Below are 13,704 nucleotides of genomic sequence, written 5' to 3'. Positions count from 1 at the left end.
AGATAGTCCAATGACAAACGACTATTGATTAACCAATTGCAATAAACCAATACTTTAAACACTATGGATATTAATAAAGGTTTAGATTCACCATTTATCATTAAGGTAAGCTTCAATAAATTTTTAAATCAATATGAAAAATTAATTGAGGCAGACAATGATTTTATTGCCGCCAATGCACGTAGGGTATTGAAAATTGCACAAGAAAATCCAATACTTAGAGAAGGTTTTAGTGATTTAGATTTACTCAAAAAGCACGAAAGGAATATTGAAGGTTTGTTACAAGATGCCTTTAGTCCAGTTCTAACCCTAAATGAGATAAAAACGGCATCTGTACCATTTTTAAATGTAATTTTTAATTCTTCAGAGCGATTTAAGAATATCCTTGAAACTGCAGGTAAGGATTTTGAACTACAGATTAAAAATATGCCAACCGATGAAAGGTATATTGTTGCATGTACAATCATATTAAATTTTTGTTATGGCTACAATCTTAATTTTAAGCGTCCTTTTTTTTATGAGATACCTGATGCAAATGGAATTATGCGTTACTACAAAATATTATATAATGCAGATTTTATAGAAATTATTCCTAATGAAAATGCACCAAAAATAACGGATGAAGATTATGCTGAGCTCTTAGATAATTTTGAAAATATTGACATATGGAAAGAGAAATTTCCACCTCATAGTTATGATTTTAAGGGCTTTGTGATTTCAAATATTTTTGACGTTACAGACGACCAGTCAATATCTAATATCAAATCATCTTTAATTGGTGAAGAAAAAAGAAAGAATGAAGGCTTCATGGAAGATTTCCATAATATTTTTAGGTCTCTTTTAGGGCTTAAAAATATTAAAGTTGGATTTTCAATTTATAATAAAGACGAAGATACCTTTGAGCGTGTTCATGGTGCTGGGATGAATAGTTTTTTACTCAACAATCAGGAGGTTTCTTCATGTGCAGACGCTTTGTGCAAATGGTCATATAATAAGCTTCTTTTAGAAAATAAATATTTTTCTATCTCCAATGTAGAAAAGGCCTATCAAAAGTCGCAAGGCAAGGCGCCACATATTAAAACCTTGCGCCAACAAAATATTAATAGTGCCATTTTTGCTCCTATTGCCAATGAAGAGGGCTTAATGGGTATTTTGGAAATAGTGTCTGAAAAACCTCAAGTTTTAAATAGTATCAATGCGAATAAATTGGTTGATGTTATGCCATTTATTGTGTCTGCTGTTGAGCGTTCAAAGAGTGAAGAAGAAAATCTCATTGATGCCATCATTCAACAAGAATGTACATCAATCCACCAGAGTGTGCATTGGCGTTTTGAGCAAGAAGCAAGACAGTATATAAAGGATCAATATAACGGTAAAGAACCTTATTTCAACCAGATAGTATTTGATGATATTTACCCATTATTTGGTCAAATTGATATAAAAGGGTCTTCTAAAGCAAGAAATAATGCTACAAAACTAGACCTTACCATACAATTGACTGCGTTGAAATCTATTATGGAAAACGCATTAGAACATGAGCCTTTGCCAATATATGAGCAGTATTTGTACCAGATAAATAAATGGTTAGAGTCCTTAGAACATAATTTTCAAGTTGATAGTGAGCAACAAATTAATAATTTCATTAAGGATGATTTAACCCCTGTTTTAGAGCATTTTAAAACAAGTAAGGAATTGGAACAAGAAATTGAACAGTATTTTAATTCCTTAGACGTCAAGGTAGGTACAGTGTATGAGCATCGTAAAAATTACGATGAAACCATAGCGTCAATCAATAAACATATGGCAACGATTCTTGACGAAAAACAAGTTGATGCCCAGGCTATGTATCCCCATTATTTTGAGCGATTTAAAACAGATGGTGTAGAGCACAACATGTACATTGGAGAATCCATAACAAAAGAAGATAGCTTTAGTCCTATTTACCTGTACAATCTTAGGCTATGGCAGTTGCAGATAATGTGCGAAATGGAAAATTCGTATTATCAGATGCAATCAGACTTGCCAGTAAAGCTAGATGTTGCCTCTATGATTTTAGTATTCAACCAGCCATTATCTATTAGTTTTAGAATGGACGAAAAGCAGTTCGATGTAGATGGTACTTATAATGCTAGATATGAAATCGTGAAAAAACGAGTAGATAAAGCTTTTATAAAGGGCACTAAAGAACGCGTAACGAAAAAGGGAAAGATAAGTATAGTTTATTCTCAGAAACAAGATGAAGAGGAGTATTTACGATACATCAAGTTCCTTCAATCTAAAAATTACTTAGATGATGATGTTGAGATACTTGAGTTACAAGATTTGCAAGCCGTAACTGGCCTAAAGGCAATTAGAGTTAGTGTACTGTATCATAAAGATAGTAGCGATAAAGACTTCTATACGTATAATGATTTAATGAAAGAAATTAGTCATTAAGCACTAATTGCTGTTTCGGACATTATAAAAGAAACTCCAAAGGCAATAACACTAATTACGATACCCACCATAAAAACACTGTAGGTTGTTCTGAGTAGATTGTATTTTCTGTTCAGTACAAGGCCCAAGAAATAGAGGTCTTTTGTTAACGAGCCATAAAGATAGTCTTTATCTTTCATCATTTCTTCCATGGCCCATTCAAATTCTTCAAGTTTCATTTGATGGAAATTTCCAAAAAACAAAAGATTTACTTTCTTGTTTGCTACATCCTCTTTTGTGAATTCTCCTTTTGTTACATTTGGTCGTGTTGCCAATACGGAAAGTACAATGCAGGCAACTGTAAATGCCATGAAAATTAAAGTTGGTATAATTAAATAATCGTTAGATGGATTATCAAGTTTTGGGAGAAGATTAGATAAAGCAACAGATATAATTATAGCATTTACGGATAATAAAATATTGGCCTTTGTGTCTGCTATATCGCTTAATGTGATATGATTTCTTAAAGCGACTCTAAACATGGTTTCAATACCTCTATCTGGTAAATCTAGTTTTTCTTTTTTAAAGGTAAGTTCAGCCTTTCTTTGTTTAAGTTTTGCTGTTCTTGCTTTTATTTTGTTTTGATTTTGGATAAGTGACGCAAGATTTTTACTCTTTCTTTTCTCCCATTTGCTTGCGGCAATTGGAGAATTGAAGGTATGGTTGGTAAAAAAATCAACATTTTCTTGTAGCCATTCATCCTTTGTGATATGTTTATCAAGGGTTAACTCCCATTCCTTGCGCAAAAGCGATGCGTAATCCTCATAATTTTTGCTCGAAATGTGTGCGGAATCAGCATCTCTTATAATGCCTTCTAGTTTAGTTTTAGGCTCATAAGTCATTTCGGTAGCCAAAATTATTTGCGAAATAGCATTTATATCAGATTGTGGCATTTTATGGTCTGAAAGAAACGCCTTAGCAATTTTAACGCTCTCTTTTTCATGTCCATCTATTTTCTTGACGAATCCTGTATCATGAAACCATGCCGCAATTAGTAAAAGTTGTTTTTCATCTTCTGTAATATCACAATCTTCAGCAAGTTCAATGACTTTTTCAACCACTCTTTGTGTGTGTGCTAGGTTGTGATAAACAAAATTAGGGTTTAAATTTTCATTTAGATATTTGGTAACATAACTTTCAACGTCTGACAATATATTTTCCATAGAAATTTCGCTAGAATGCTAATTTAAGAATAATTTATGTTCCAAATAATGCCTAATTAGTAACTTAGCTCTTGGTCGATTTTTTAATATAGAGATTACACTATTAGTGAAATTAAGTATTTCAGATACGTTTAATACAGAACTCCCTTCCGATAAGAATTTAGAAAATTCCCGAAGACAAGTATTGGGTGCGGCATATTCGTTTGTTTCACCAAAGAAGCCGTCAAACCCAAGGTTAATACATTCTTCTATCGAGTTGGCAAAGGATTTAGGAATTGAAAAGAATGAATTACAATCAAAAACGTTCTTGGATATTTTTTCTGGTGCGAAGGTCTATCCAAATACCCATCCTTATGCTATGGCCTATGCTGGGCATCAATTTGGTAGTTGGGCAGGACAATTAGGAGATGGAAGGGCAATCAATTTATTTGAAATTGAACATAATAATAAGTTATGGGCGTTACAGCTTAAAGGAGCTGGAGAGACACCTTATTCGAGGCAAGGAGACGGTTTGGCTGTATTAAGGTCCTCGATACGCGAGTACTTGTGCAGTGAAGCAATGTATAATCTTGGTGTACCAACAACAAGGGCCTTAAGTTTGATCCTTTCGGGAGATAAGGTTTTAAGAGACATGTTATATGACGGTAATAGTGCATATGAAAAGGGAGCTATAGTTTGTAGGGTTTCACCATCATTTATTCGTTTTGGAAATTTTGAACTATTTGCCTCAAGGCAAGATTTCAGGAATTTAAAGAAACTTACAGACTACACTATAAAACATTTCTATACTCATTTAGGCAAACCAAGTAAATCCGTATATATAGAATTTTTTAGAGAGGTAACTGAGCGTACCCTAGAAATGATAATTCATTGGCAACGCGTAGGTTTTGTCCATGGCGTTATGAACACAGATAATATGTCCATTTTGGGTTTGACAATTGACTATGGTCCTTATGGATGGTTGGAGGGTTTTGACTTTAGTTGGACGCCCAATACCACAGACAAACAGCATAAGCGTTATCGATTTGGTAATCAACCCAATATAGCTCTTTGGAATCTTTTGCAGTTGGCAAATGCATTATATCCGCTTGTAAGAGAAGCTGAACCATTTGAATCGGTATTAAATGATTATAAGACAACATTTGAGAAGAAATCACTAGAAATGATGCGATCTAAATTGGGATTAAAATCAAAGAGCAATATCGACTTACAACTTATTAATACTCTAGAAGACGCGTTATTAGCCATTGAAACTGATATGACTATTTTTTTCAGACTATTGTCAAATTATAAAAGGGGAGCACCTAATGACGGTATCTCAATTGTAAAAGATGCTTTTTATAATCTAGAGGAGCTAGATGAAAATTTACAAAGTCAATGGAATAATTGGTTTAACGATTATGATCAAAGGTTACAGCAAGAAACCTCATCAAATTCAGAGCGCAAGAAATCCATGGATCTCATTAATCCTAAATACGTTCTAAGAAACTATATGGCTCAAATGGCTATTGATGATGCTGATAATGAAAATTACAGTTTAATCAATGAGCTCTTTAATTTACTCAAATTACCTTATGATGAGCAACCGGAGATGGAAAAATGGTTTGCAAAGCGACCAGAATGGGCGAGGCATAAAGTCGGTTGTTCAATGTTATCTTGCAGTTCTTGATTTCTTGGTTGAACTGACCAACAACTAGTCTTGTGAGAAAATTAGTTAAATTTATATTCTATTCACTAGCCATTAAATGTAATGAGAGTTTTTCGTAGGCACCTTCCCTTAATTTTCCTATTGTTAATCATAAATGCATGTGCTACCTATAAGCTTCAAGTAGTTGAAGCCACCCAAGTAGATTTTCCTTCAGAAAAGACCATTAGGCATTCATTTTATTTGTTGGGAGATGCAGGTAATTCTCTAATGGGAGAAGTTGATCCTGCTATTGATGCCTTCAGTCTTACATTGCGTAAAGCTTCTTCAAATAGTACGGCTATATTCCTAGGTGATAATATTTATCCGATTGGTTTTACAAATAAAAAGGGTGACAAGGAACTAGCAGAACATAGACTAAAAGTACAGACTGATGCCGTTAAAGATTTTGATGGTGAAACTATATTTATTCCAGGTAATCACGACTGGTATAGTGGATTAAAAGGATTAAAAAGACAAGAAAAATTCGTTGAAGATGCACTAGGTAAAAATACTTTCTTGCCTGAAAATGGCTGTCCAATTCAAAAAGTGAAAATTGCTGATGACATTGTATTATTAGTAGTTGATTCTCATTGGTATATTACGGATTGGGATAAGCATCCAACCATAAATGACGAGTGTGAGTTTAAAACGCGCGTAGATTTTTTAGACGAATTGAGTAGTGAAATAAAAAAAGCAAGAGGTAAAACTACGCTCATTGCACTGCACCACCCAATGTTTACTTATGGTTCTCACGGCGGGCAGTACAGTTTTGGTAGTCATTTGAAACCATTACCTGTCTTAGGAACAATTAAAAATGTAATTAGAAAGACAGGTGGAGTTGCAAATGTAGACCTTCAAAACAAAATGTATAATGAATTAAAGAATCGAATTGTAAGTCTATCGCAAGAGAATGATAAGGTAATTTTTGTTTCTGGTCACGACCATAATTTACAATATATAGTTGAAGCTGGGATCCCTCAAATTGTTAGTGGTTCTGGTTCTAAAAGTTCAGCAACCAGATTAATTGGCAATGGAAAATTCAGTTACAGTGCTAATGGTTATGCGCGATTAGATGTTTTTACTGATGGCTCATCATTCGTAAGGTTTTATGAAGCTGGAAAGACCGAACCTGTTTATAGTACAACAGTCTTCTCAAAACCAAAATACACTATTACAACCTATCCATCACAGTTTTCAGAAACCGTAGAAGCCTCGATATATAAAGAGGAAGATACCGAAAAATCGGGATTTTATAAATTTCTTTGGGGAGATAGATTTAGAAAGCAGTTTGCAACACCAGTTAAAGCACCAACCGTTAATCTTGATACCTTATTTGGAGGCTTGAAGCCTATTAGAAAAGGAGGTGGGAATCAATCAAAATCACTAAGATTAGAGGATAAAAATGGTGCACAGTATGTTATGCGTGCTCTAGAAAAACAGGCTTCACAGTACTTACAGGCTCTAGTTTTTAAGGACAAATATATTGGAGACAAGTTAGATGACGATTTCACAACAAATTTAGTTATGGACGTATTTACAGGATCCCATCCTTATGCGCCATTTATAATAGGCGATTTATCAGATGCTGTTGGTATTTATCACACCAATCCAGTGTTATATTACATACCAAAACAAAATGCACTTGGTAAATACAACGAAGATTTTGGTGATGAGCTTTACATGATTGAGGAACATACATCCGAAGGTCACAGTGAAAAGGCAAGTTTTGGTTTTCAAAACGATCTTGATAGCACGGATGACATGTTAAAGAAAATCAGAAAAGATGAGGATATTATAGTAGATGAAGCATCATATATTAAAGCACGTCTTTTTGATATGCTTATCGGTGATTGGGATCGACATCAAGATCAGTGGCGATGGATTGAATTTAAGGAAAATGGTCAAAAAATATATAGGCCCATGCCACGTGATCGTGATCAGGCCTTTTCAAAGATGAGTGACGGGTTTTTATTAGACATAGCAGTTCGATTATTGCCTTCTGCAGGATTGCTTCGTAAGTATGATGAAGTATTGGTCGATGTTAAAGAAATTAATGTTGAACCGTATCCTCTAGATATGGCGTTAATTGAATCATCTGATAAGTCGGTTTGGGATGCTCAGGTAAAATATATACAGGAGAATATTACAGATGCCATTATTGAAAAGGCCTTCCTCAATGTACCCGAGGAAGTGAGAGATGAAGATGTTGAAGAAATTAAAAGATTGTTAAAAGCAAGACGCAGCAATCTTCAGGATATTTCAGATCGTTATTATAAGCTCATTAATAAGTTTGCTGTTGTAAAGGGTACGAACAAAGACGATTGGTTTGATGTAGAGCGCCTTCCTAATGGTCAAACTAGGGTAACTGCCTATAGAATAAAAGATGGTGAGAAGGCTGATATTATCCATCGGCGTACATACCAAAATGAAGATACTAAAGAAATTTGGATTTATGCATTAGATGATGATGACGTATTCGATGTTTATGGTGACGGAGATCAACTTATAAAAGTAAGATTGGTTGGAGGTCAAAACAATGATGTTTATGACATTAAGAACGGTAAAAAATTAAAGTACTATGATCATAAGACTAAAAAAAACACTTTTGTTACGAATAGAGGAAACAGGAAACTAACGGATGATTATGAAACCAATGTATATAATTATAAAAAGCTAAAGAACAGCAACAATAGAATTGTTCCAACAATAGGTGCAAATCCTGATGATGGTTTTAGTTTGGGCGTTACAAATGTGCTTACAAACTTCAATTTTGAAAGAAATCCCTTTTCATCTCAACACACTTTGTCAGCAGGATATTTTTTCGCTACAAGTGGTTTGGTTTTGAATTATAAAGGTGAATTTGCTAATGTGATTGGAAGCTCTAACTTGGTTTTTGATTTACACTATAATAGTCCAAATTTTGCGGTTAATTATTTTGGTTTAGGTAATTCCACACCCAACCCTGAGGTAGACAATGACGAACTAGATTTTGATTTTAATCGCGTGAAAATAAGAACAATTAGCGTAACGCCATCATTAATTTGGAAAGGGCAATATGGATCATCATTTGAGGCAGGTATTACGTATGAGTCTAACGAAGTTGAACGTACACCAGGACGTTATTTAGAAACTGAATTTGATGAAGATTCAGATCTTTTTGATGAGCAGAACTTTTTTGGTGCGCAAGCAAAATATACCTATAATGTTAAGGATGACAAAGCGTTTCCAACATTGGGTATGCTATTCAGTTTAGAGGCTGGCTATCGAAACAATACAAATACATCTAAAGGATTTGGATATGTTATTCCAGAATTAGCCTTTGATTATAAACTTGTTCCTGAAGGGCAAGTTGTACTAGCAACAAAATTTAGAAGCCATATTAATATCGGTGACGATTTTGAGTTTTATCAAGCGGCCATGTTAGGCGATCGCACTGGATTAAGAGGATATAGAAGAGAACGTTTTACAGGTAAGAGTGCATTTGTACAGAGTACAGATTTACGTTTCAATTTAAGACGTAAATCATCAAATTTCTTACCATTTAATGTTGGCTTTTTTGGTGGATTTGATTATGGACGTGTATGGATTGATGACGAATTTGTTGGTGATCCATCTTTTAATGAAGACCAATGGAACACCTCAATAGGAGGTGGGATATTCATAACAGCATATAGTATGCTAAGTGCAAATCTGTCTGCTTTCAATAGTGATGACGGACTACGTATTGCCTTTAATTTAGGTTTTGGGTTTTAATTTGAATTATTCAAACTAAAACCATAAATATTTCCACCTTCTGAGCCATTGCGTTCATCTGTAATAAAAAGTGTAGAATCATTTTTAAAGCAAACTCCCTCTTTCTGCGAATTGTGCTTAAAACTTAGCTTTTCTCTCTCACCAGAAAAGAACTCAGGTAAATTATAATGAGTAAATTTCCAAACGCGTTTATGATTCAGAAGCACAACCGTATTCCCATCTTCAGTTATGTCTCCTGAAGTAACTCTAACGTCTTTTCCATCAAGTTCAAATTTTTCAATAAATGTTGCTTGGTGTTTTCCAATAGTATTTGGCACTGTAAATAAAGAGAACTCCTTACTTTCCTTAGTAATTAGATAAAATAAATTACCATTCTGAAAGAATGCTTCAAAATCTTTTGGACCATCAATAAATGGAAGGGTAAATTCAATCATACCAGGAATAGCGTGTTTCTTATTTAAATCTTGATAGTTGATTTTATAAATTTTAAATGAAGTGCGCTTCTTATTGTTGTTTCCAAAATCGCCAATGTATAGATTTCCATATTTATCAGAGGTCAAGTCTTCCCAATCCTCGTTATATGAATTCAAAATTTCTATACTTTTCTTTATATCTCCATTTTGAGTTAAGCCGTAAAGTACGTTCTCATTGCCAGAATCCTCAATTACCCAAATAAGGTCGGATTGTGGGATGACTTCTGTCGCAGAAACCTCTTGGAGACTATTAGGTAAATCACCAAGTAATTCTAAGTTGCCAAAAGAAGTACATGCCAAAGTTATTAGGAAAACAAAAATTAGTCTTTTGGGTAATATCATAGTAATTTTACCTTTCAATTAATGCGTTTGGACAATCACAAAGATATTATAATTATTGGTGGAGGCGCGGCAGGTTTTTTTGCTGCAATAAATATTGCTGAAAGGAATCCCAATTTAACAGTATCGCTTTTAGAGCGTGGTAAAGAGGGGTTGCAAAAGGTAAAAATTTCTGGTGGTGGACGTTGTAATGTTACACATGCAGAGTTTGTTCCATCAGATCTAGTAACAAACTACCCAAGAGGTGAAAAGGAACTTCTTGGCCCCTTTCATACGTTCATGACTGGAGACACTATTGACTGGTTTGAAAAAAGAGGAGTTGAATTAAAAGTAGAAGAAGATGGTAGAATGTTTCCTGTATCTGATTCATCACAAACCATTATCAATTGCTTTTTAGAAGAGAGCAAAAAACACGGTGTTGAGATATTATATGGTCAACCAGTGACCTCATTTAGTAAAGTCGATGAAATGTTTTTGGTTATTACAAAGGACAATCAATTCTCATGTAATAAACTCATAATAGCAACAGGAAGTAATTCTAAAATCTGGAATCTACTTAAGGGCCTGGGACATACAATTATTAAACCAGTACCTTCTCTTTTCACATTTGATATTTGTGATGTGCGTATAAAAGATATACCAGGTGTAGTTGCGGAGGATGTTGAAGTAAAGGTGGTAGATTCAAATTTAGTGTCTCATGGTCCATTGCTAATAACACATGTGGGTATGAGTGCACCTGCAATTTTAAAACTTTCGGCCTTTGGTGCACTTGAACTAGCAAAAAGAAACTACAATTTTGATATTCAAATCAATTTTATTCGGTATGAAGCTGAAAGTTGTAAGTCTATTTTGAAAACAGCTAAACTCCAATTAGCAAAGAAAAATGTAGTTAACACACCACAATTTGATTTGCCAAAACGTCTTTGGAAGAATTTAGTAGTAGCTTCAGATGTTTCAGATAACACGAAATGGGCTGATATGAATAAGAAACAATTAGAAAAGTTATCTATTCAGTTAACAGAAGCTATTTTTCATGTGACAGGTAAAAGCACGTTTAAAGAAGAATTTGTGACTGCAGGTGGTGTTGATTTAAAAGAAATTAATTTCAAGACTTTTGAAAGTAAGTTAATATCAAACCTTTATTTCGCTGGTGAAGTTATTAATGTAGATGCGGTAACCGGAGGGTTTAATTTTCAAAATGCATGGACAGGTGCTTACATCGTTTCCCAATCAGTTTAATTATGAAAACTTACATAGCTTTACTTAGGGGAATCAATATCGGTGTTCATTGAAAAATTCCGATGCTTGAGTTCAGATCCCTTCTTCAAAAGGAAAATACAGCGGTATTGGAGAAGGAGATTAAAAATATAATTTTAGATTATTTTGACTTTGATATTCCCGTCATGGTTAGAACAAATCAACTGTTAAAAGGAATCTTTGACTTTTGTCTTTTTGATGATATTGAAATACCAAAAAGTTATTTTGCAATACTTTCTCAAATTGCAGATAAACAACTTGTTAATGAGGCTTTTCAAAGAACTTATGAAAATAAAGACTATCACATTACAGATTATTGCATTTATTTTTATTGCGGGACTGGATATGGCGACTAAATTCAATTTACTCTACTTTGAACTAAAGCTAAAGATGAGCGCAACGGCACGTAATTATAAAACTATGCTAAAATTAATTGCAATCGCCGATGAAACAGAGTCTAACCCTTGGAAATTATCTATTTTTGCAACATAATTTATGCGAATGACAGAACAAGATTTTATTCTAAGGTCCTACAATACTGAGATTGAATCAGGCTCCGTAAAGTGGTCATCACCTAGCAATATTGCGTTGGTGAAATATTGGGGTAAACGGGATAATCAAATTCCAGAAAACCCCTCAATTAGCTTTACACTTTCGGATTGCAAGACTATTACCCAGGTGACATACTCAAAGAAAAGTTCATCAGGCCTTAGTTTTGATGTGTATTTTAAAGGAGAAAAAAATGAAGCTTTTAAACCCAAAATACAGACCTTTTTTGAACGTATTCAAATTTTTGTCCCCTTCTTAAAAGACTATCATTTTAAGATTGAAACGTCAAATACTTTTCCGCACAGCTCTGGTATTGCATCGTCTGCATCCGGCATGAGTGCTCTAGCTTTATGCCTAATGAGTATTGAGCAGGAATTAAGCGAGAATTATCCAAAGGATTTTTTTAATAGAAAAGCCTCTTTTTTGGCAAGATTGGGTTCTGGAAGCGCTTGTCGAAGTATTGAAGGGGAGCTTGTGGTTTGGGGACAAAATGAAAGTACCGAGAGTTCTGATTTATTTGGTGTAAGATATAGTGGTGAGATTCATCCAAATTTTAAGGATTATCAAGATGCTATTTTGCTTGTGGACAAAGGAGAAAAACAAGTGAGCAGTACCGTTGGTCATAAATTAATGTTTGGACATCCTTTTGCTAAAGAACGCTTTTCGCAAGCGCATCATAATTTAGAAAAATTAAAGGGTGTGTTAGCTAGTGGAGATCTAGAGACATTCATAAAAATTGTAGAGAGCGAAGCGCTAACGCTTCATGCGATGATGATGACAAGTATGCCATACTTCATTTTAATGAAACCAAATACCCTTGAAATTATTAATAGAATCTGGAAATATAGAGAAGAAAATAATTCAAAGATTTGCTTTACTTTAGATGCTGGTGCCAACGTTCATGTTTTGTTTCCAAAGAACGAGAAATCAAAAGTTTATGACTTCATTAAGAGTGAGTTAGTTGCATATTGCCAAAACGGTCACTATATTTGTGATAGCGTTGGAGAAGGCGCAATAAAATTGTAGTCGGCTTCAACAACTTAAAATACTATGAAAGGACCATTATTTTATTCTAAGATTCTGTTATTCGGAGAATACGGAATTATTAAAGATTCTAAAGGTTTATCCATTCCTTACAACTTTTACAATGGTGCACTAAAGGTTGATGAAAATCCATCCGAAAAGGCGAAAAAATCAAATCAAAGTTTAATCCAGTTTGTCGATTATCTGCGTGAGATCGATATTGATTTAGTTACTTTTGATTTTGGTACACTTCAAAAAGATGTGGAAGCTGGAATGTATTTTGATTCTTCAATACCCCAAGGTTATGGCGTTGGTAGTAGTGGTGCTCTAGTTGCTGCTATTTATGACAAATATGCAACAGACAAAATTACGGTTCTGGAAAATTTGACGAGAGAAAAACTGTTAAAGCTAAAAGCGATTTTCTCGGCAATGGAATCCTTCTTTCATGGTAAATCCTCAGGACTAGATCCTTTAAATAGTTATCTAAGCCTTCCAATACTCATAAATTCAAAGGATAATATAGAAGCAACAGGAATTCCTTCGCAAAAAACGGAAGGCAAAGGCGCTGTATTTTTATTAGATAGTGGTATTGTTGGTGAAACCGCACCAATGGTAAACATATTTATGGAAAATATGAAGAATGAAGGATTTAGAAGCATGCTAAAAGATCAGTTTATTAAACACACAGATGCTTGCGTTGATGACTTCTTAAGAGGTGATATCAAATCTTTATTCAAGAATACAAAACAATTATCTAAGGTAGTTCTTAATAATTTTAAGCCAATGATTCCTGCTCACTTTCATGAACTTTGGAAAAAAGGAATTGAGACAAATGACTATTATTTAAAGCTTTGTGGTTCTGGTGGTGGTGGCTATATTCTGGGCTTCACAGAGAATATAGATAAGGCAAAAGAAGCATTAAAAGGGCAAAAATTAGAGGTTGTCTACAACTTTTAATGCACATGATATAACACATTGGCCTCAC

The 13,704-nt window shown here is 34.1% G+C and carries 9 protein-coding genes; 7 read left to right on the top strand and 2 right to left on the bottom strand.

Annotation, left to right across the window (positions count from 1 at the left end):
* Positions 1-63 precede the first annotated feature (63 nt).
* Complete coding sequence (locus LBU54_RS08205) at positions 64-2,436, top strand: GAF domain-containing protein (protein WP_224528189.1); 2,373 nt, start codon at positions 64-66, stop codon at positions 2,434-2,436.
* Here the strand turns inward: LBU54_RS08205 and LBU54_RS08200 are convergent.
* Complete coding sequence (locus LBU54_RS08200) at positions 2,433-3,638, bottom strand: Pycsar system effector family protein (protein WP_224528187.1); 1,206 nt, start codon at positions 3,636-3,638, stop codon at positions 2,433-2,435. The two genes, LBU54_RS08205 and LBU54_RS08200, sit on opposite strands and share 4 nt — an antisense overlap.
* 106 nt (positions 3,639-3,744) lie before the next feature.
* Between LBU54_RS08200 and LBU54_RS08195 the strand changes: the two genes are divergently transcribed.
* Together LBU54_RS08195 and LBU54_RS08190 are read left to right on the top strand one after the other, a co-directional pair.
* The gene (locus tag LBU54_RS08195; RefSeq protein WP_224528184.1) at positions 3,745-5,307 is read left to right on the top strand and encodes a protein adenylyltransferase SelO; all 1,563 of its coding nucleotides are present in this window, start codon (positions 3,745-3,747) and stop codon (positions 5,305-5,307) included.
* 81 nt (positions 5,308-5,388) lie between these two features.
* Entirely contained in the window at positions 5,389-9,078 is a 3,690-nt protein-coding gene (locus LBU54_RS08190) for a metallophosphoesterase (RefSeq protein WP_224528181.1), read from the top strand.
* Here LBU54_RS08190 and LBU54_RS08185 read toward each other — a convergent pair.
* Positions 9,075-9,893 (bottom strand): hypothetical protein, encoded by an 819-nt coding sequence (locus tag LBU54_RS08185; protein ID WP_224528179.1) that lies wholly within the window; start codon positions 9,891-9,893, stop codon positions 9,075-9,077. The two genes, LBU54_RS08190 and LBU54_RS08185, sit on opposite strands and share 4 nt — an antisense overlap.
* 27 nt (positions 9,894-9,920) lie before the next feature.
* On the opposite strand from LBU54_RS08185, the gene LBU54_RS08180 reads away from it, so the two are divergent.
* From LBU54_RS08180 to LBU54_RS08165, 4 genes are all read left to right on the top strand, one after another.
* A complete protein-coding gene (locus LBU54_RS08180) occupies positions 9,921-11,129 on the top strand; it encodes a BaiN/RdsA family NAD(P)/FAD-dependent oxidoreductase (protein WP_394370855.1) in 1,209 nt (402 codons plus the stop codon).
* A 62-nt stretch (positions 11,130-11,191) separates the two neighbouring features.
* Positions 11,192-11,503, top strand: a complete 312-nt coding sequence (locus tag LBU54_RS08175) for a DUF1697 domain-containing protein (protein WP_224528173.1) — start codon at positions 11,192-11,194, stop codon at positions 11,501-11,503.
* A 145-nt stretch (positions 11,504-11,648) separates the two neighbouring features.
* Complete coding sequence (mvaD, locus tag LBU54_RS08170; RefSeq protein ID WP_224528171.1) at positions 11,649-12,722, top strand: diphosphomevalonate decarboxylase; 1,074 nt, start codon at positions 11,649-11,651, stop codon at positions 12,720-12,722.
* 24 nt (positions 12,723-12,746) lie between these two features.
* Positions 12,747-13,676: a mevalonate kinase family protein gene (locus tag LBU54_RS08165; RefSeq protein WP_224528168.1), complete on the top strand. Its 930-nt coding sequence runs from the start codon at positions 12,747-12,749 to the stop codon at positions 13,674-13,676.
* Positions 13,677-13,704 lie beyond the last annotated feature (28 nt).

The organism is Winogradskyella alexanderae, assembly GCF_020166335.1.
In the GTDB taxonomy this organism is placed as follows: domain Bacteria; phylum Bacteroidota; class Bacteroidia; order Flavobacteriales; family Flavobacteriaceae; genus Winogradskyella; species Winogradskyella alexanderae.
Note: the sequence above shows the minus strand (reverse complement) of the source record. Positions and strands in the feature narration are given on the sequence as shown.